Consider the following 18,427-nt stretch of genomic DNA (forward strand, 5'->3'; position numbering starts at 1 on the left):
CAATCGCCCGCTTGTTACCGTAGGGGGAAGCTGGATGGATCGCATTTTTATTGAAGCGTTAAGCGTCGACACCGTCATTGGTGTCTACGATTGGGAGCGCTCGATTCAACAGTCGCTAAGCCTAGACTTGGTGCTGGCGACCGACATTCGCTCGGCGGCAGCCACCGACGAACTACACCTCACCCTGGATTACGCCGCTATCTGCCAGCGCATTCAGCAGTTTGCCGACGCCCATCAATTCGCTCTGGTAGAGACCTTTGCCGAACGCCTCGCTGAGTGCCTGCGTACGGAGTTTCCGATTACCTGGCTGCGTTTAACGGTGCGTAAACCGGGGGCAGTCCCCAACGCCGCTAGCGTCGGCCTGGAAATTACCCGCGGCAGCCTGCCGGAGGCAGCCCAGGAGACCAACGCATGAACCTGGTGACGGTCAGTTTAGGCAGTAATATCCATCCCACTCGGCATATTCGCTGCTGCCTTGATGCGCTTGCCGATACCTTCGGCCCCCTACAAATCTCTCGGGTGTTTGAAAGCGAGCCGGTCGGTTTCGCCGACAGTCGCAATTTTTATAACCTGGTAGTGGCGTTTCACAGCGCCTGGACGCCCGGCGAGCTTCAGGCGTGGGGTAAGCAGTTGGAAATTGAGCATGGCCGCCTGCCCGATATTGCCAAATTTAGCCCTCGTGCGCTGGATATCGACCTGCTCACCGTGGGCAGACTTTGTGGCACTGTTGACGATGTTGCCCTCCCGCGCGGCGAAATCACCCATAATGCGTTTGTTCTGCAACCGCTTGCAGAGCTATTGCCTGAACAGCGCCATCCCCGCTGCGGCACCCCTTATGCCGCGCTATGGAACGCCTTCGAACTAGGCAGCCAGCGTCTTTGGGCCGTCGATTTTAGTTGGCGCGGCCGCTGGATCTCCCAAGCAGACCAACAGCCCCTTCTTGCGGCGGCTCGCCGGTGACTAATCCGCTAGCGCAGTCGCCACCGTCTGCCCGCGCCGCTCACGCAAGGCTTCTCCCAACGCGGCCCCTTGATACCCTTCGGCTATTAACGCCTGGGGGCTAACCTCCCGAGCAGCCTGCCAGGCGCTTTCGAGTTGCCCAACCTGCTCAGGCGCCAGCACCTTGACTAGCGCTAGCTGCGCCTCGACCTGCTCGGGCTTACGCCAGCCATCCAAACGCTCCAGCCAGTGCAGCACGCTGGGGCCATCCAGTGTGGCGGCAAGCAATCCATGCGTAAGCGCGGTATGGCGAGCAAGCTGAGCAACGGCGTTGGGCAGTTTGAGTCGCGCTGCCAAAGCTTCGCGCTGCTCCGCCGTTAGCGGCGACACCAACTGCGCATAGCGCCAGTGAGCCACTACCAGCTTGCCACTGACAGGCGCCTGAGCTAACGCTGCCAGACCCTTTACGAGCGCCTCGCCCAGTAATTCTGGCCACCACACGGTGAGGGCGTCGCAGCGCTCAAGGGTGGTGAAGTAGACCTCTGGGCTCGGCTCGCCTAGCGCTTTCTCCGTTTCGACCCAGACCCGCTCGGCGGCCAGATGCTCAAGTTCACCGCTGTGACTCACTTGACGCATCAGCGCCAGGGTTTCAGGGGCAATGGTGAAGCCCATCGCTGCATAGCGGGCCAAAAAGCGCGCGGTACGCAGTACCCGCAGCGGGTCTTCGCTAAACGCTGCGGAAATATGCCTAAGTACGCGCTGTTCGATATCGCCTTGACCATTAAACGGGTCGGTTAATTCACCCTCGGGGCTCTGGGCAATGGCGTTAATGGTTAAATCACGCCGCAGCAGATCCTCTTCCAGGCTGACACCGGGGCTGGCGTGTACTTCAAACCCCGCATAGCCATGACCAGACTTGCGCTCGGTGCGGGCGAGTGCGTACTCCTCGGCCGTATCCGGATGCAGAAAGACCGGAAAGTCACGCCCCACCGGTTTAAAGCCGCGCTTGCGCATGGCGTCTGGCGTGGCGCCCACGACGACCCAGTCATTGTCGTAAACAGGCCAGCCCAGCAGCGTGTCGCGCACGGCACCGCCGACCCGATAGACGTTCAGGCCCGCCAAGCGGGAATCAGCGCGTTGTTGAGTATGTTTTCTTTCCATTACGATTTTATTTTCCCTGTTGACTGGGCACGCTGGTTCGCTCGCCGCTATCCAGATTGAGTGCGGTTAAGCGACCGCCCCAAACGCAGCCCGTATCCAGCGCCTCAACGGGCACCTGCGCCAGTGGGGTATGTCCTTCCAGCGCCGCCCAGTGGCCGAAGAGCAGCCGGGCGTCATCGCTCCGCGGATATTGAAACCAGGGCAAAAAGCCCCCTGGTGCGCTATCGAGCCCCTCTTTGGCGGCAAAATCCAAACGCCCCTGGGCATCAATAAAGCGCATCCGGGTGAGTACATTGACCGTCAGGCGCAGGCGATCCATGCCGTCTAGATCGTCGCGCCAGGCATCCGGCTGGTTGCCAAATAGCTGGGTTAAAAACTCACCGGATGTTTCGCTGGCAAGCGCCGTCTGCACTTCCCGCCCAAGTGCCTCAGTCTGGAGAACGCTCCACTGGGGAAGCAGCCCCGCGTGGGTCATCAGCGTACCGTTTTCAAACACGCTAAGCGGCTGGCTCTGTAGCCAATCCAGCAGCGCTTCGCGGTCAGGGGCATCAAGAATACCGCTCAGGGTATCGTTTTTTTTCAGCTTGCCGCCACCACGGGCCACTACCAGCAAATGGAAATCGTGGTTGCCCAATACGCTTCGGGCGGCGCCACCCAGCGCGCGCACTTCGCGCAGGCATGCTAAAGAACCTGGCCCACGATTAATCAAATCACCCACTAGCCATAGCGTATCCCGCGCGGGGTCGAAGCTGAGCTTTTCAAGCAGAGTTACAAATTCGGCGTGGCAGCCGTGCAGATCGCCGATCGCATAGGTACTCATGCGGGAGGCCTTTTTAATAAAATAAGTGGGCTAAATACTACCACTTCAGCGCCCCCTTCTGCCTGCCGTAGGCTGTTTATGTTGATGATTAACGCTGGTGAAAAGAGCCAACCTGGATCACTATAAAAGTACTCCTTGATGCTCTTAAGCCTTTCGATAGCCTAGCCATTCGATACTTAGTCATTCAATACTTAGCCATTCAATACTTCGCCACCTCGTAATAACTGTTAGGGAAAACGATACGCCTATGACAATGGATCATTCTCGACGCGGGCTGCTGCGCGCGGCAACGCTGGCAAGCCTTGGCGCACTCATACTGCCTGGCACAGCGCTGTTGCCGAGCGCGCAGGCTGCCGCTCCCAAACTTGCCCCGCCGAACGTTGCGGTGACGGTTAATGGCTGGTTACTGCGCAGCAGTGACCGCTGATGTATATCGCCTTTGAGGATATCAGCGAGCACAGCGACGCCTGGGATGTCTGCATTATCGGCGCGGGTGCGGCGGGCATTTCCATGGCCGTTACCCTGGCGGATCGGGGGCATCGCGTACTGCTCTGTGAAGGTGGCGATGCGGACTACAGCGAACGCTCCCAAGAGTGCTACCAAGGCGACGTCGTCGGCGACCCCTATATTCCTCTGTATGGCGCTCGGCTGCGTCATTTGGGTGGGTCGACCAACCACTGGGGCGGCATTTGTCGCCCCTTGGATCGCTACGACTTCAATGCCAAAGCCGCCGCCAGCGAAACCGCCTGGCCAATAGGCCGCAATGCGCTAGCTCCTTACTACAGCGCGGCCGTTAACATGCTTGGTCTGGAGCCCACGCTAGCCGATCATTTGATCCCTGAGGCAGGGTTAAAGCGCATCTATTTTTCGCTGGGTCACCCCACACGCATGAAAGAGAAGTATGCCGCGACGCTGAGCGATTCGGTCACTTTGGAGTGCTGCCTAACAGCCAACTTGGTGGCACTGGAAACGTTGGCTGGCAAGGTCACCAGCGCCACTTTTAGAAATTACCGGGGCGACTACCGCAAGGTTCAGGCGCGCTATTTCATACTCGCCTGCGGCGGCATCGACAACTCACGCCTGCTGCAGTGGTGCAACCAGCAGTTAAATGGCCAGCTAATACCTCAAGCCGATACTCTGGGGCGCTACTGGATGGAGCACCCCCACGCCACGGTGGGCAAGGCGCTGCTATTTGAGCCCGCCGCACTGGGCTTGGACGACGAGTACAATGTTTTCCTCTCCCCCACCGCTGACGCCATCAACGCACGGCAAATACTTAATTGTGGGCTGCGCTTGCACCGCATGAACGCTGAAGCCACCCAGGAACTGATTGACGAGCTCGCCGACCAAGCGCCCACGCTGGCCGGTCGACTACGAGTCTGGCAGGCTCAAGGTCGGGTCATCCACGGCGCAGTGTTAAGAGCCGCCTGGGAGCAGGAACCGCGCTATGACAACCGTATTGAGCTGAGCGATGAGTTGGATAAATTGGGGGTACCCAGGAGCCGCTTGGTATGGCGGCAATCTGAGTTGGATCGCCGCACCATACGCGAAAGCATGCTGCTACTGGGGGAGTATCTGCGCGACAACGAGGTGGGCAGACTGCAAATGGCGCCCTGGCTCGCCGATACGCCGGTGCAGCTGCCCACCGATGGCGAACTGGCAGGGCGTCACCATATGGGTGGCACGCGCATGAGCCTAAATGCCGAGGAAGGTATCGTGAACGCCGACTGCCGCCTGTTTGCCCAGGATAACTTTTACGTGGCGGGCTCCAGCGTGTTTGCCAGCGCGGGGCACGCCAACCCCACGTTGACGTTAGTGCAGTTGGCTCTGCGGCTTTGCGACCATCTAGAGAGTGAACTAACGCGGAGCGCCTAGTGGAGCTGAAGAGGTACGGCCAATCTAAATGGCGTAATCGCCACCTCAAAAACACGCTGGGTGGAGGTGTCTAACAGCGTATAGGCGCCTTCCATAACGCCCACCGGGGTCTGGAGAATCGCCCGGCTGGTGTAGCGAAAGCTTTGGCCGGGACCGATCAGCGGCTGCTGGCCGACAACGCCTTTGCCGCGCACTTCTTGGTACTCGCCTCCGCCCTGGGTGATTTTCCAGTAGCGCGCCATAAGCTGAACGCTGTGGGGGCTTTGATTGTGCACGGTCACGGTGTAACTGAACACGTAGCGCGACTCGCCGTCGTTAGACTCATCGGCACGATAGCTAGGCACAACGCTTACCTTGATCGCCAGGCCACTCACGCTTGAGTGCCCCGCTCACCGCTCGCTTGCTCGTCGGCAGTGACCCGGTTGGCAATCGCCACGTACTCTTCAACCGTCAAGGTTTGCGGACGGCGAATGGGGTCAATACCCAGGTCTTCCAGGGTAGCGGCACTCACCCGTCCTTTGAAGTTATTGCGCAGCGTTTTGCGCCGCTGGCCAAAGGCGAGCTTGACTAGATCAAACAGCAGCGCTGGATCATCCGCGGTATGGGGCAGCGTTTCATGGGGGGTTAGCCGCACGATGGCCGAATCGACCTTGGGGCGTGGCACAAAGGCTTCCGGTGGCACAATAAACAGCTGCTCGACCTGGCAGTAGTACTGAGCCATGACCGATAAACGCCCCCAATCAGCGCCGCCCGGTTCTGCCGCCAAGCGCTCAACCACTTCTTTTTGCAGCATAAAGTGCATATCCTCTATGGCACTTCCTGCCGCCAGCAGATGAATTATCAGCGGTGTGGAGATGTTATAGGGCAGGTTCCCCACCACGCGTAGCGCGGGTCCATCGCCTTTCAGCGCGGCAAAATCAAACTTCAGCGCGTCGCCTTCATGGATCACAAAGTCCGGGTAGTTGAAAAACTGCACCCGAAGGCCGGGGATCAGGTCGCGGTCGAGTTCAATCACTTCTAAATGCCCCGCGGCTTCCAGCAGCGGCTCGGTCAGCGCCCCCTGGCCTGGACCGATTTCGACGAGGCGATCCGTCGAGCGTGGGCCAACGGCGCGAACGATCCGCGAAATAATGCCGAGGTCGCGTAAAAAGTTCTGACCAAAGCGTTTACGAGCGCGGTGTTGGGGCACAGTAGACATCAAACGGTGTTCCTTGGAGTGCGGATGCAATCGGGAGTATTGAGTAGAAAAAGCTAAGCGGTAGCAGCCAACCGCTGCACGGCCAAACGGCGCGCAAGGGCGATAGCGACGTTTAGGCTGCCGGGGTCTGCCACGCCTTTGCCGGCTAAATCCAGCGCAGTGCCATGGTCAACTGAAGTACGCACTATTGGCAAGCCCAGAGTAATATTAGCGGCCTGACCAAAGCCTGCGTATTTTAACACCGCCAAGCCCTGGTCGTGGTACATCGCCAGCACCGCATCGACACCAGCTAAGTGCCTGGGGGTAAACAGCGTGTCGGCGGGCAAGGGGCCAAGTATATCCACTCCCTCAGCGCGCAGCGCATCAAGGGCCGGAATAATCACATCCAGCTCTTCGCGCCCCAGATGGCCATCTTCACCGGCGTGGGGGTTTAAGCCGCACACCGCAATGCGTGGCTTGGCAATCCCAAACTGTCGCTGCAAATCGGCCGCCAGCAAGCGGCTGATACGCGTGACCCGCTCAAAGGTGATGGCGTCGGCGACGTTGCGCAGCGGTAAGTGGGTGGTCACCAGTGCCACACGAAGATCGCCATTGCCCTGCCAGCCAGGTGAAGCCGCATGCAGCGCCGCGTCGGTGGCCAGCATCATGACGACTTCTTCGACGTTGCAGGCATCGCGCAGCCATTCGGTGTGGCCGGTAAAGGCTGAATGCCCGCCCTCGATAATCACGCCTTTGTGCAGCGGCGCCGTGACCATAGCAGCAGCCAAGCCCCTTTGGCAGGCATCCACAGCCAGCGCCAGGGTGGCCAATACGTAGTCAGCGTTGGCCGGATCAAGAACCCCCGGCACAGCAGGCGCCTTGAGCGCTACAGGCCAAACCGGCAGCATATTGGCGCCGCTTGGACACTCGCCGGGTGCACACTCTTTAAGCGTAACATTGAGCCCCAGTGCGGCTGCGCGTTGGCGCAGCATCGCCGGGTCACCAATCGCCACGGTATGGGCGGGAAGGTTGCCCTGAGCCGCCAGCATCAGCGTTAGCTCGGGGCCGATACCTGCCGGTTCGCCAGTGGTGACGACCACCGGCAAAGTGCTATCGGTTGATAAAGCGCCCGCTACCATTAGAGTCGAATATCAACAAAGGCCTGAGAGCGCACCTCTTGCTGCCAGGTTTCTAACTCTTCGTTAGCGCGACGCTGGAAGATCGCTTGACGCACCTGCTCGCGCTGGCTCTCTTGGGTAACGTTTTGACGACGACGCTCCTCTACCTCAATCACGTGGTAGCCAAACTGAGAACGTACCGGCTGGGATACCTGATTAACGTCCAGCTCACGCATCGCTTCTTCAAAGGCGGGTACGGTTTGCCCTGGTCGAACCCAGCCCAGCTCACCGCCGTTGAGGGCAGTACCGCTATCATCGCTATACTCACGTGCCACCGAGGCAAAATCCTCGCCTTGTGATAGACGCTGGCGCACTTCTTCGGCTCGTGCACGGGCCTGATTTTCATCACGATTAGGGGTTAGTGCAATCAGTACGTGGCGGGCACGGGTCTCTTCAATAAAGTTCTGCTCCCCTGATTGGCCGGACTGCTGGTTTAGAAAGCGCTCAACGTCACGGTCGCTGACCGATACGCGGTCGCTAATTTGGCGCTGCTGTACCTGGCGCATCAGCATTTCGCGGCGAATATCCTCGCGCACGCTGGCCAGCGTCATACCGTCGGCTTCCACGGCATCGGCAAACTCATCAAGCGTCATACCGTTGGATTCGGCAATCGAGCGCACCTGCCCATTGAGCTCGGTATCATCGATGCTCAAATTGGCATCTTCCGCCATTTGCAGTTGAATCTCTTCCATCACCATGCGTTCAAGCACCTGGCGCTCCAACTGGGAGCGCGGCGGTAGGCTGCCGCCCTGGGACTGCGCCTGCTGCTCGACTTGCGCCATGCGATCATTAAGCTCGCTGCGCATGATCACATCGTTATTAACCACTGCAACAACGCTGTCTAGCGCCTGGCGCTGGGTGGACTGGAAGTTCTGCGCCTGCAGGGTTAGCGGGGCCAGCGCAAGGCCTGCACCTACACACAACGCGAGCAGGCTACCAGCAGAAAGCTGTTTCATACGGCCTAGCAGGGGCTTTCTCATTTTCATAACAAACGTCTCTTTCATTAGCTTCATTAGCCATTCGATGGAAGTCATTTACAGGGCAGTCGGACTATAGCCAGGAATGGTCTGCTCAAAATAGCTATCCGCATCCTGACCAACGCCGCCTAGACCACGGAATACGAAGCGCAAAAATAGCCCACGATCATTAAAATCATCATCAATGGGGGCGGTGTCATTGTCGTCTACCCACTCGCGCCACACCAACTGCAAACCGTAACAGCAGTTGTTCCACTGCACGCCTGCCAATTGCTCCAGGGAGCGCTCATTGGTTTGATCGTGCAGGTAGCGGCCAATCAAATCAATGTTGGTTGTGGCTTTCCAGGCAAACGAGAGATCCCACTCTTCGCGGTTATAGTCGCGGAAGCCATCGTCGCCCGGCAATACGCCTGGGTCGAACCCTTCGATCTCCCAACGGTAGCCAAGGTTCACTACATGCCCTTTCGGGTGCCGATAACCTACATCAATGCTTGAACGTTCGGTACGTTCACGGTGATCATCGTAGAGCCATTCTGCTCCACTGCTCCAGCGATCATTGATCTGCCAATCAAGACGTGACACCAGCGGCGAACGATCCCGAGTGGCTTGGTAGCGGCTTTCCGGATTGACGCTGGCATTATCTTCTGGCCGATCCGGCAGTGTATCAGCATCGCCTTCGCTATCGATTCGGCGATCCTCAAAGTAAACACTCTGGCCTACCCCGAACGAGAGCCGGTCACGACCGGATGCATCTTCCAGTAGCCGCGACTGCACCCCGTATGAGAGCCGGTTAAGATCGCCCACCCGGTCGGTGCCGGAAAAGCGCTGGGCTGACCAGAGCTGATCCCAGGAGAAAGCGCGTTCGCGGCTGTCAAAGTCAGGCAGTTCGCTCTGATCGGTACGCGGCACGTAAGCGTAGTTCAAGCGCGGCTCCAGGGTTTGCCGATAATCGCGCCCCCCCAGGGCCAGCTCACGCTCAAAGACGAGCCCGCTGTCAATGGAGGTCAACGCAACACTGCGGCTGGGCGAATCGCTACGCTGTGTGTCGCGCTCACCGTAATCCAGTTCATAGGCGGTATTCCACAGCTCGGTGCGCGGCTCAAGGTACCCCCAGGGCCGTTCAAAACGCCAACCAACCGCAGGCGATAGATGCAAACGGCTACCGGTGGCCGCTTCACGCTCCGGCACGCGGCGCTCATCCACATCGCGCCAAAAATAGGTCGCGTTCGATCGCCACTGGGTATATAGCCCGTTGTCGAACTGCCAATTGGCATTCGCGCTCAGACTCGGCAGTTGATAGAAGGGTTTATCGCTATCGCTCAGCGGGTCTTCCAAGCGCTGGAAACCCTGGGCACGGGCATCTAACTGCCAACGCTGGCCGCGGTAATCAACCTGGGCCAACCGCTCCATGCTGACGCGGTCACTGTCGCCAAACTCACCACCAAAGTCATCAAAATAGCGCCCGTCACTGGCCGCCCCATAGCGCAGTCGATAATTACTGCGCTCGTTTACACGCCCTGCGTGGCGGGCATCCACGTACCAGCGATCTTCGCCCTCAAAGCGGTTTTCATTGCCGCCAGAGCCGCCGTTATCGCTATTTAAATAGCCGCCTTCAACGATGCCTGCGCTCTCCTCAAACAGGTAGCGGTACTCACCGTTCATTAGCAGCCCGCGATCACTCATCCAGCGCGGTGTGATAGTCGCATCGTGGTTAGCGGCGATATTCCAATAAAACGGCTGGGCGTAGTCGAAACCGTCCGTTGAAAAGCCAATCGACGGGGACAGCAGCCCCGTGTGGCGGCGATCGTCGATGGGAAAGCGTAACCAAGGCCAGTAAAATACCGGCACATCTTTCACCTCCAAGCGGGCATGCCGCGCGGTGCCAAACCCCTCAGCCTGATTCAAGCGAATATCACTGCTGACCAGCTGCCAGCTATTGGCGCCCGGGTCGCAGGTGGTAAAGCTTGCGTCTTGCAGGCGGTACTCATTTTCCCCGGTCTGCTCTAGTTGACTGGCCTGACCTCGCAGATGCTGCTCGTAGAGCACATAGTGGCTGTTGCCCAGGGTGGCGCGGTCTTCGTTTAGCCTTAGCATCGCCTGCTCGCCACGGACTAAAGCGCGCCCATCACGGATGGCGATATTACCCTCTGCATCGACCTGCTGGCGGTCAGCGGGTAAAAACACACGCTCGGCTTCCACTTCTTCATTGCCGCGGCGCAGCACCACATCACCACGTAACAACGCCTCGCCGTCGGCGGCATAATCGACGTCGCTGGCCTCTAGCGAGAGAGTTTCCGGGTTATCTTCCGCTGGCAAGCGGTAGTTGGGCATGACGTAGCGCCCACGGCACAATTGGTTAGCCGCTTCCTCTTCCCCCCAGGGTTGCCAATCCAACGCTTCAGCGGACATGGTTTGACCCTGAGCCACCGCCGTAAACGAGGCGCCAGCAAGCAAACTGCCCATCAGCGTATGCGCAACCGGCAAGGTGCGCGAAAATCGCTTGCCCATGTTCGTTATCCTTGGCATCCAGAATCGGTATTATACAGCCCGCATGATGCCCGACCAGCAAGGAGCTTGCATGTCCTCATATCGGATTAACGCCCTCACCATGTGGGCTGCCCAACAAAATGGCCTATCCAAGGCCGATATTTCACTTTCATCTGCCGTGGGCGATGCGAGTTTTCGGCGCTATTTTCGCCTTACGCTACCCGACGGCACCACCCAGGTGGTTATGGATGCCCCGCCTGAGCAAGAGGACTCCCAGCCATTTGTGACCATTGCCCGGCGCTGGCGCAGTGCCGGACTGCCGGTCCCCAAGGTGCACGCGGCTAACCTCGCGGACGGCTTTCTGCTGCTTGAGGACTTGGGCAATACACCGCTGCAGCATTTATTTAGCGACGACGCGACCACACAGACCTACCATGCCCAGGCTCTCACGCTGATCGCCGAGCTGCAAAACCGCGTAGGCCCCGACTCACTGCCGGTTTATGATACGGCACTGCTGGGCCGCGAGCTCGACCTGTTTCCTGAGTGGTGTCTTAGTGCCTGGTTAAAGCTGCCGCCGCCGGAAAGCTGGCACGCCGTTCGCGAGCAGCTAATCCAGCACGCCTTAGCGCAGCCGGTGGTCACTGTGCACCGTGATTTTGATGCCATGAACCTGATGGTACATAAACAACAGCTGTTTATGATCGACTTTCAGGACGCGGTGGCGGGCCCGCTTAGCTATGATTTAATCTCACTGCTCCGGGGTCGCTACTGCCACTTTAGCAGCGAGCAGTTTGCCGACTTTGTCGATATTTTTTATCGCCAGGCGCGCAGCGACGGCCGACTTTCCAGCAGCGTGGATTTTGCCACTTTTCTCACCCAGTGCCACGCTATGGCCGCCCAGCGATCACTAAAAGTGTTGGGAATTTTCTGCCGTTTAACCCTGCGCGATCAAAAAAGTGGCTATCTGGAGCGCTTACCGCACTTTCTGGATCACCTGGAAGATAGCTTTTCGTTTCTGACCGAGCAGGATGAGTTCGCTGAGTGGCTCCAACTCACTTTACGGCCTGCCATTATGAAACGACTAGCGGAAATACCGTCATGAAAGCGATGATTTTAGCCGCGGGCCTGGGCAAGCGGATGCGCCCGCTCACCGACCACTGCCCCAAGCCGCTGCTGCCCGTGGCGGGCAAGCCGCTGATTGTGCACCATCTTGAGCGTCTTCGTGAGGCGGGCATTCATGAAGTGGTCATCAACGTTAGCTACCGTGCAGAGCAGATTATCGCAGCACTCGGCGACGGAGAGGCCTACGGGCTACGGATTCACTGGAGCCGGGAAACAGCGCCGCTGGAAACTGGCGGCGGTATTCAGCAAGCGCTGCCACTGCTGGGCGATGCGCCGTTTCTGCTCGTCAACGGTGATGTTTGGTGCACAGCGCTTCCCGGCAAACACGCGTTGCAAGGCGACGATCTGGCGCACCTGGTGCTGGTGGCAAACCCGCCACACCACGCGAATGGGGATTTTGGCCTCGAGGATGGGCGCGTTAACCAAACCAGCGCTGAGCGCTTAACCTATTCAGGCATCGGTGTGATTCACCCCGCCCTGTTAGCCGGTCAGCCCCAGGGCGCCTTTGCACTGGCGCCACTGCTTAGAGCTGCCATTGATAACCATCGGGTAAGCGGTGAACGTTACACTGGCCTCTGGGTCGATGTGGGCACCCCTGAACGCTTGGCCTCGCTGGAAAGCCAGCTACAGGGCAAAGGGAGGTAGTCTATGCATCCGCGCTATTTAAGTGAGGCAATCACTGACACGCCACGGGTAGCGGTCTACGGCACGCTAAAACAAGGCTTCAACAATGCCCACTGGCTAAATGGTGCGACACTGCTAGGGAGTGACGTTGCCTCAGCGCTCACGCTCTACGATATTGGCCCCTACCCCGGTGCCAAATGGCAGCCGTCAAAAGGGGTCACCCTTGAGGTCTATCGGATCAACATTGACCACTTGGCCCAGCTAGACCGGTTAGAGGACTACCGCGTTGATGCCCCGGCCCAGGGCGAATATGACCGCCAGCAGATAACCACCTGTTTTGGCCTTGCCTGGGTGTATCTATACAATCCCAGCGTGGTGGGTAAACCAGCCATTGTTGAAGGTGGCTGGCACATGCCGAACATTAACAATGTTCAACAGCGGCGCTGAGGAGAGGCGCGCAGGCCAAGAAATGTTATGCTGCGCGACTTACCTTTCGTCGCCTAGATGAGGAGAGCAGCGTGAAAGCACGGGTAAAATGGACAGAAGGCCGCCAATTCGTGGCGGAATCCGGTAGCGGGCACAGCGTTGTGATCGACGGCCCGCCCGACCACGGTGGCCGCAACACAGGGCCTCGCCCAATGGAAATGCTATTAATGGGCATGGGCAGCTGCACCGCGTTTGATATCTTGAATATTTTGGATAAAGCGCGTGCCAATGTGACCGACTGCGTCGCTGAGCTAGACGCCGAACGCGCCGATGAGGTGCCCGCTGTCTTTACCAAGATCCACGTCCATTTCGTGGTAACCGGACGCGCGCTGAAAGAGAAGCAGGTTGCCCGCGCGGTTGAACTCTCCGCTGAAAAGTACTGTAGTGCATCGATCATGCTCGTTAACGGCGGCGTTAAGATCACCCATTCCTTTGAGATTATTGACGAGGTTCGGACGTGACCGACAATCTCCGACTCCACGGGTTTAACAACCTGACCAGCTCGTTAAGCTTTAACATTTACGACATCTGTTATGCCAAAACCGAAGAGCAGACGGCGGCTTACATCGACTATATCGATGAGCTCTACAACGCCGAACGTTTAACGCAGATTCTTAAAGACGTCACCAATATTATCGGCGCCCATGTGCTTAATATCGCCCGCCAGGACTACGAGCCCCATGGCGCCAGCGTAACGATATTAATTGCCGAACATGAGCTTGACGAGGCGGCACCCGAACAAGTGAAGCCGGGCCCCGGACCGCTGCCTGAGACGGTGGTTGGGCACCTGGACAAAAGCCACGTCACCGTGCACAGCTATCCTGAATCGCACCCTGACAACGGCATCAGTACCTTCCGCCTGGATATCGATGTCTCCACCTGTGGTCATATCAGCCCGTTAAAGGCGCTGAACTACCTGATCCACAGTTTCGACTCCGACATTGTTACCATGGATTACCGGGTGCGCGGCTTTACCCGCGATGTGGATGGCAAAAAACTGTTTATTGATCACGGCATTACCTCCATCCAAGACTACCTTGCTGAAGACACCAAGCATGCGTATCAAATGATGGACGTTAACGTGTATCAGGAGAACATGTTCCACACCAAAATGTTGCTTAAAGACTTCGCGCTGGATAACTACCTGTTCGGCACATCGCGTCGCGACATTACCTTTGAAGAAGCCCGTGACATTGAGGGCCGTCTGCGTAAAGAGATGCTGGAAATTTTCTACTCCCGCAACCTGGAGTAAACGCCGCCCAGGAATGCCAAAAAGCCAGCTAACGCTGGCTTTTTTTATGGCTGACGACAGTGAGATTAATAAACGCTGGGCTCACCTTCGGGGCGGGTTTTAAAACGCCGATGCAGCCAGAGGTACTGCTCGGGGTGCTTGCGAATGGCCAACTCAATAAACTGGTTGATCCGCGTGGCATCGGCCACTTCATCGCCACTGGGAAAGCCTTCCAAGGCGGGCAGGCTTTCAATCGTATAAGTCGCGTTATCCGGGTTGCGGTGAAACATCATTGGCACCACCGGTGCGCCGGTCATACGCGCCAGCTTGGCCGTTAAACGAATGGTCGCAGCCTGCTGGCCAAACAGCGGCGCAAACACACTGACATCGCGGCCAAAATCCTGATCAGGCGAGTACCACACCATACGGCCCGCCTTGAGCTGACGCACCGCGCCGCGTAGGTCATAACGGTCAATGGCGACACCAAAATTACGCCTTCTCGCACGAGTCATAAAGCGCTCAAACAGCGGGTTATTATGCGGGCGATAAACGGCATCGGCAGCGAAAAATAGCGCGTGGATGGCGCCCCCTAAATCGAGGGAAGAGAAGTGAACGCCAACAATAATCACGCCTTTACCTTGAGCCTCAGCGCGGGCCATATGCTCCTCGCCGATGTACGCAACCCGGTGACGTAGGCTTTCGCCATCGCGACACCAGCCGGTGGCGGTTTCAATCAGGCCGATGCCATTGGCAATAAAGGTTTCTCTGACCAGCTGATGCTGTTGGTCGGGGGTCTTTTCCGGAAAGCATAGCGCAATGTTGGTTTCAGTAATCCGTCGACGCCGCTTGGCAAAGCGCCAGGCAAGTAAACCAAGGCCTTTGCCAATGGCCATTTTCAATCGCCAAGGCAGCCAGGCAGCCGCATACATCGCGCCAATAGCCAGCCAGGTGGGCCAGTATCGCGGGTGGGCGAAGGAGCGTGGGTAACGTGATTTCGACATGGAAACAACCGTTTAAACAGAGCGCCCATGATAACGCCGCGGCGCCCGAGGCAGTACCCCCGTGAGCAGCGTATAGCTGATGGTATCGCAGTAACGGGCCACTTCATCCACCGACAGGACTTCGCCGTTGCTGGCTCTGCCCCACAGTACGACATCGCTGCCAATCGCGGCCTCAGGGACGTCCGTCACATCAACGGTGAGCATATCCATGGAGACTTTACCGGCAAGCGCACAGCGCTGGCCGTTGACCAGTACCGGCGTACCATCGCGGGCATGACGGTCATAGCCATCGCCATAACCGCAGGCGACCACGGCAATACGTGAACGTCGCGGCGCCCGCCAACGGCCGCTATAGCCCACAGGTTCGCCCTCATCCAGCTCGCGCAGGGCAATAATTTCCGAGCGCAGGGTCATCACCGGCTGCAACTGCTGGGTGATGTCATTGGCCACTTCCAAAGGGTCGCTGCCGTAGAGCATGACCCCAGGCCGGTTCCAGTCGCCGTGGGCCACTGGCCACGCCAGGGTGGCCGGAGAGTTGGCCAAACACAGCGGCGCATCTAGCTCACTGGCAAGCCCCTGAAGCCGGGCCATTTGCTGGTGGAAGTAGCGGTTATCACGGGAGTCGGCGCTGGCAAAGTGACTCATTAGGTGGAGCGAGGCCACGCTTGGCGCGGCACTTAGCTGACGCCAGATGGCGGCAGCCTCGTCGATGGCAAAGCCCAGGCGGTGCATGCCGGAGTCAACTTTCAACCAGACAGGAATTGGCTTTTTAGGTGAAGCAGCTAGCAGGGCATCGACCTGCCATTGGCTGTGTACCGCAATCCAGAAGCCGTGGGAATCCACCAGCGCCAGTTCGTCGGCGCTGAAGATGCCTTCCAGCAGGATAATGGGGTGGGTAATGCCACCCTGGCGAAGCGTAAGGGCCTCTTCAATGCAGGCAACGGCAAACGCCGGCGCTTGGTTTGCCAGCGCCTGGGCGCAGGCAAGCGCACCATGCCCATACCCATCGGCTTTAATCACCGCCACTGAGCGGCTTTGGGGCGCGCAGCTGCACGCCAATTGATAGTTGTGACGCAGCGCGTCCAGATCAATATCGGCCACAAGGGGGCGCATGCGTGGTCTCGCTTATGTATTAGGTCTCAAACAGAGCTTCCAGAGACAGGCCCTGCTTTTCCAGCGAACGGCGTAGTTTCTTGAGCGCTTCGACTTGGATCTGGCGCACCCGCTCGCGGGTTAAACCGATTTCGGCGCCCACTTCTTCCAGGGTGGCCGATTCATGGCCGCGCAAGCCAAAGCGGCGCACCACCACTTCGCGCTGCTTTTCGCTCAGCTCGTCCAGCCAAAGGTCCACATGCTGCTTGACGTCGCCATCCACCAGGCGCGCTTCGGGGCCCTGCACTTCATCGTCTGCCAGGGTATCGATCAGCGGCTTATCGCTCTCGCCACCCATGGGGTAGTCGACCGACGACACGCGCTCATTAAGGCCGAGCATTTTCTTGACTACTTCAACCGGTTTATCGAGGTGATCGGCAATCTCTTCGGCGGTGGCTTCGTGGTCAAACTTCTGGGTTAATTCCCGCGCCGCACGCAGATAAATATTGAGCTCTTTGACCACATGAATGGGCAGCCGGATCGTTCTCGTTTGGTTCATCAGCGCCCGTTCGATGGTCTGACGAATCCACCAAGTGGCATAGGTCGAGAAACGGAAGCCCCGCTCGGGGTCAAACTTCTCTACCGCGCGGATCAAGCCCAAATTGCCCTCTTCGATCAAATCCAGCAGCGTTAAGCCGCGGTTTAGGTAGCGGCGGGCAATCTTTACCACCAGCCGCAAGTTGGATTCAATCATTCTCGAGCGGCCCAAGGGGTCGCCCTTACGTGCCAGGCGGCCGTAATAAACTTCCTCTTCTGGCGTTAACAGTGGCGAAAAGCCGATTTCGTTGAGGTAGATTTGCGTCGCATCCAAGCTTTGGGTCGATTGACGATCCTCACGCCCTAGTGCTTTCTCGAAAGCGTCTTCTTCTACCGTGACCTCGTCATCGGTATCATCAAGCGCCTCCTCAGCAGCATCCAGGTCAACCTCCTGTAGATCTTTCTCCAACATACTCATGGCCTTACCCCTCGTTTGTCGCCTACCCGCCATTTAAAAATCAAAGGGGTGCGTTCAGGACGCACACCATATTGTTATGTGACGATTGTTATATGACGCTCGAATACAGCGATTCGGGCAACGTCCAGGTTATAACGCTGACGGCTCACTCTTTTGCTGAGTGCATTAGCGGGAAGGCAGAAAGTCAATGGGATCTTGCGGTTGCCCATCACGGCGAACCTCAAAGTGTAATCTGACGTTTTCTGCATCGCTATCCCCCATTGTGGCTATCACCTCTCCAGCCTCGACCACATCATTTTCACTGACCCGTAAGCTGTCGTTATGGGCATACGCACTCAGGAATTGATCGTTGTGCTTAAGCAGGATGAGGTTGCCGTAGCCCCTTACGCCACTGCCCGCATAGACCACGATGCCGGGGCCTGCCGCTTTAACAGGTTGCCCCTTTTCACCGGCGATATCAATCCCGGCAGTGATGCTATCGCCCTGACCAAAGGCGCCAACGACGTTGCCATCGGCAGGCCACTGCCAGGCAATGGTTTCAGCGGGCGTATAGGTCCGCGAAGAGCGATCCACACTGGCACTTTGCGTGGCAGGGGCAGCTTCGGGCTGGGGTTCAGGTTCAGGCTGGGGTTCAGGTTCAGGTTCCGGCTCGGGCGCCTGTTCGGGCTCTGATGATGGTTGAGGAGCAGGCTGCTGGGCGGGCTCAGGCTCGGGATCAGCCGCCGCGACCACTTCAGGCTGAGGCGTTGAGGAGGATCCATCGGCCTCTTGCTCTGCGGCATTGCGTTCAGCCGTCAGGCGCTGATTGCGCTGAATCGCTGATTCATCGGGCAACAGCCAATCCAGCTCCTGGTCATCACTCGCCACTGAGGCTGTCTGCGGGCTTAGGCCCGTCGCCACGGCACCACCGCCGCCGCCGCCAGAGGTATTAGCATCCGGCTGGTTACTGGCCGCTGACGAGGCGCCTTCGCGCAGGGCAATGGTTTGCCCTGGCCGAATTTGGTAGGGCGGATCAATATTATTCATTGCTGCCAGCTGGCGATAATCCAAATTGTGCTGCCAGGCAATGCCGTACAGGGTATCGCCCGCTTTAACCGTATATTGGGGCGAGTTTTCCACCGCCTGGCGTGCTTGGCTTAAATCACGCACCTGGGGGCCTCCGCCCTGCTGGCTGGCACAGCCAGCCATTGCGAGTGCCAGCGCCGACATCATCAGTACTTTAGGTAGATAACCTTTACACAT

General features: G+C 58.2%; 20 protein-coding genes. 9 read left to right on the plus strand and 11 right to left on the minus strand.

All coding sequences use genetic code 11. The features are described from left to right. Window positions 1-34 precede the first annotated feature (34 nt). Together folB and folK are read left to right on the plus strand one after the other, a co-directional pair. Window positions 35-415 (plus strand): dihydroneopterin aldolase, encoded by a 381-nt coding sequence (folB, locus tag U738_RS20935; protein ID WP_035585077.1) that lies wholly within the window; start codon window positions 35-37, stop codon window positions 413-415. After that, complete coding sequence (folK, locus tag U738_RS20940) at window positions 412-960, plus strand: 2-amino-4-hydroxy-6-hydroxymethyldihydropteridine diphosphokinase (RefSeq protein WP_035585080.1); 549 nt, start codon at window positions 412-414, stop codon at window positions 958-960. Before folB ends, folK begins: the two co-directional genes overlap by 4 nt. Here the strand turns inward: folK and U738_RS20945 are convergent, their stop codons facing one another. Then, window positions 961-2,100, minus strand: a complete 1,140-nt coding sequence (locus U738_RS20945) for a polynucleotide adenylyltransferase (RefSeq protein ID WP_050713196.1) — start codon at window positions 2,098-2,100, stop codon at window positions 961-963. It lies immediately after the preceding gene. Window positions 2,101-2,107: 7 nt separating this feature from the next. Continuing rightward, entirely contained in the window at window positions 2,108-2,920 is an 813-nt protein-coding gene (locus U738_RS20950; RefSeq protein ID WP_035585083.1) for a symmetrical bis(5'-nucleosyl)-tetraphosphatase, read from the minus strand. Window positions 2,921-3,167: 247 nt separating this feature from the next. On the opposite strand from U738_RS20950, the gene U738_RS20955 reads away from it, so the two are divergent. Further along, the gene (locus U738_RS20955) at window positions 3,168-3,347 is read left to right on the plus strand and encodes a hypothetical protein (protein ID WP_035585085.1); all 180 of its coding nucleotides are present in this window, start codon (window positions 3,168-3,170) and stop codon (window positions 3,345-3,347) included. Continuing rightward, the gene (locus U738_RS20960; protein WP_051912832.1) at window positions 3,347-4,795 is read left to right on the plus strand and encodes a GMC oxidoreductase; all 1,449 of its coding nucleotides are present in this window, start codon (window positions 3,347-3,349) and stop codon (window positions 4,793-4,795) included. The genes U738_RS20955 and U738_RS20960 overlap by 1 nt, the downstream gene beginning before the upstream one ends. Here the strand turns inward: U738_RS20960 and apaG are convergent. The 5 genes from apaG to U738_RS20985 are packed head-to-tail and all read right to left on the minus strand — an operon-like array spanning window position 4,792 to window position 10,635. After that, complete coding sequence (gene apaG, locus U738_RS20965) at window positions 4,792-5,169, minus strand: Co2+/Mg2+ efflux protein ApaG (protein WP_035585087.1); 378 nt, start codon at window positions 5,167-5,169, stop codon at window positions 4,792-4,794. The two genes, U738_RS20960 and apaG, sit on opposite strands and share 4 nt — an antisense overlap. Continuing rightward, window positions 5,166-5,993, minus strand: coding sequence for a 16S rRNA (adenine(1518)-N(6)/adenine(1519)-N(6))-dimethyltransferase RsmA (gene rsmA, locus U738_RS20970; protein ID WP_035585090.1), 828 nt, complete (start codon window positions 5,991-5,993; stop codon window positions 5,166-5,168). The genes apaG and rsmA overlap by 4 nt, the downstream gene beginning before the upstream one ends. Before the next feature lie 53 nt (window positions 5,994-6,046). Further along, the gene (pdxA, locus tag U738_RS20975) at window positions 6,047-7,111 is read right to left on the minus strand and encodes a 4-hydroxythreonine-4-phosphate dehydrogenase PdxA (RefSeq protein WP_035585093.1); all 1,065 of its coding nucleotides are present in this window, start codon (window positions 7,109-7,111) and stop codon (window positions 6,047-6,049) included. After that, the gene (locus U738_RS20980) at window positions 7,111-8,136 is read right to left on the minus strand and encodes a peptidylprolyl isomerase (protein ID WP_035585096.1); all 1,026 of its coding nucleotides are present in this window, start codon (window positions 8,134-8,136) and stop codon (window positions 7,111-7,113) included. The genes pdxA and U738_RS20980 overlap by 1 nt, the downstream gene beginning before the upstream one ends. A 48-nt stretch (window positions 8,137-8,184) precedes the next feature. After that, entirely contained in the window at window positions 8,185-10,635 is a 2,451-nt protein-coding gene (locus U738_RS20985; protein WP_035585099.1) for an LPS-assembly protein LptD, read from the minus strand. A 70-nt stretch (window positions 10,636-10,705) separates the two neighbouring features. Here U738_RS20985 and U738_RS20990 point away from each other — a divergent pair, with 70 nt between their 5' ends. The 5 genes from U738_RS20990 (at window position 10,706) to speD (ending at window position 14,098) form a co-directional block, all read left to right on the plus strand. After that, entirely contained in the window at window positions 10,706-11,716 is a 1,011-nt protein-coding gene (locus U738_RS20990; protein WP_035585101.1) for an aminoglycoside phosphotransferase family protein, read from the plus strand. Then, on the plus strand, window positions 11,713-12,381 hold the full coding sequence (gene murU / locus U738_RS20995; protein ID WP_035585103.1) for an N-acetylmuramate alpha-1-phosphate uridylyltransferase MurU: 669 nt from the start codon (window positions 11,713-11,715) through the stop codon (window positions 12,379-12,381). Before U738_RS20990 ends, murU begins: the two co-directional genes overlap by 4 nt. Before the next feature lie 3 nt (window positions 12,382-12,384). Beyond that, on the plus strand, window positions 12,385-12,807 hold the full coding sequence (locus tag U738_RS21000; protein ID WP_050713193.1) for a gamma-glutamylcyclotransferase family protein: 423 nt from the start codon (window positions 12,385-12,387) through the stop codon (window positions 12,805-12,807). A gap of 71 nt (window positions 12,808-12,878) precedes the next feature. Then, a complete protein-coding gene (locus U738_RS21005; protein ID WP_035585106.1) occupies window positions 12,879-13,307 on the plus strand; it encodes an OsmC family protein in 429 nt (142 codons plus the stop codon). Continuing rightward, window positions 13,304-14,098 (plus strand): adenosylmethionine decarboxylase, encoded by a 795-nt coding sequence (gene speD / locus U738_RS21010; protein WP_035585110.1) that lies wholly within the window; start codon window positions 13,304-13,306, stop codon window positions 14,096-14,098. Before U738_RS21005 ends, speD begins: the two co-directional genes overlap by 4 nt. Before the next feature lie 65 nt (window positions 14,099-14,163). Here the strand turns inward: speD and lpxL are convergent, their stop codons facing one another. The 4 genes from lpxL to U738_RS21030 form a co-directional block, all read right to left on the minus strand. Continuing rightward, the gene (gene lpxL / locus U738_RS21015; RefSeq protein ID WP_035585112.1) at window positions 14,164-15,078 is read right to left on the minus strand and encodes an LpxL/LpxP family Kdo(2)-lipid IV(A) lauroyl/palmitoleoyl acyltransferase; all 915 of its coding nucleotides are present in this window, start codon (window positions 15,076-15,078) and stop codon (window positions 14,164-14,166) included. Between the two features lie 12 nt (window positions 15,079-15,090). Continuing rightward, window positions 15,091-16,191: an alanine racemase gene (gene alr, locus U738_RS21020; protein ID WP_035585115.1), complete on the minus strand. Its 1,101-nt coding sequence runs from the start codon at window positions 16,189-16,191 to the stop codon at window positions 15,091-15,093. 19 nt (window positions 16,192-16,210) lie between these two features. Further along, entirely contained in the window at window positions 16,211-17,185 is a 975-nt protein-coding gene (gene rpoS, locus U738_RS21025) for an RNA polymerase sigma factor RpoS (protein WP_035585117.1), read from the minus strand. 165 nt (window positions 17,186-17,350) lie between these two features. Then, window positions 17,351-18,427, minus strand: coding sequence for a peptidoglycan DD-metalloendopeptidase family protein (locus U738_RS21030; RefSeq protein WP_035585120.1), 1,077 nt, complete (start codon window positions 18,425-18,427; stop codon window positions 17,351-17,353).

This window comes from Halomonas sp. TG39a (genome assembly GCF_000744395.1).
GTDB lineage: Bacteria > Pseudomonadota > Gammaproteobacteria > Pseudomonadales > Halomonadaceae > Vreelandella > Vreelandella ventosae_B.

Bases quoted from the DNA above. Each gene is read 5' to 3' on its own strand.
- U738_RS21000 (WP_050713193.1), top strand. From the start codon at position 12,385: ATGCATCCGCGCTATTTAAGTGAGGCAATCACTGACACGCCACGGGTA.
- rpoS (WP_035585117.1), bottom strand. From the start codon at position 17,185: ATGAGTATGTTGGAGAAAGATCTACAGGAGGTTGACCTGGATGCTGCT.
- rsmA (WP_035585090.1), bottom strand. From the start codon at position 5,993: ATGTCTACTGTGCCCCAACACCGCGCTCGTAAACGCTTTGGTCAGAAC.
- U738_RS20945 (WP_050713196.1), bottom strand. From the start codon at position 2,100: ATGGAAAGAAAACATACTCAACAACGCGCTGATTCCCGCTTGGCGGGC.
- U738_RS20955 (WP_035585085.1), top strand. From the start codon at position 3,168: ATGACAATGGATCATTCTCGACGCGGGCTGCTGCGCGCGGCAACGCTG.
- U738_RS20985 (WP_035585099.1), bottom strand. From the start codon at position 10,635: ATGGGCAAGCGATTTTCGCGCACCTTGCCGGTTGCGCATACGCTGATG.
- U738_RS20990 (WP_035585101.1), top strand. From the start codon at position 10,706: ATGTCCTCATATCGGATTAACGCCCTCACCATGTGGGCTGCCCAACAA.
- alr (WP_035585115.1), bottom strand. From the start codon at position 16,191: ATGCGCCCCCTTGTGGCCGATATTGATCTGGACGCGCTGCGTCACAAC.
- folK (WP_035585080.1), top strand. From the start codon at position 412: ATGAACCTGGTGACGGTCAGTTTAGGCAGTAATATCCATCCCACTCGG.
- U738_RS20980 (WP_035585096.1), bottom strand. From the start codon at position 8,136: ATGAAAATGAGAAAGCCCCTGCTAGGCCGTATGAAACAGCTTTCTGCT.
- folB (WP_035585077.1), top strand. From the start codon at position 35: ATGGATCGCATTTTTATTGAAGCGTTAAGCGTCGACACCGTCATTGGT.
- pdxA (WP_035585093.1), bottom strand. From the start codon at position 7,111: ATGGTAGCGGGCGCTTTATCAACCGATAGCACTTTGCCGGTGGTCGTC.
- U738_RS20950 (WP_035585083.1), bottom strand. From the start codon at position 2,920: ATGAGTACCTATGCGATCGGCGATCTGCACGGCTGCCACGCCGAATTT.
- murU (WP_035585103.1), top strand. From the start codon at position 11,713: ATGAAAGCGATGATTTTAGCCGCGGGCCTGGGCAAGCGGATGCGCCCG.
- lpxL (WP_035585112.1), bottom strand. From the start codon at position 15,078: ATGTCGAAATCACGTTACCCACGCTCCTTCGCCCACCCGCGATACTGG.
- U738_RS20960 (WP_051912832.1), top strand. From the start codon at position 3,347: ATGTATATCGCCTTTGAGGATATCAGCGAGCACAGCGACGCCTGGGAT.
- U738_RS21030 (WP_035585120.1), bottom strand. From the start codon at position 18,427: ATGTGTAAAGGTTATCTACCTAAAGTACTGATGATGTCGGCGCTGGCA.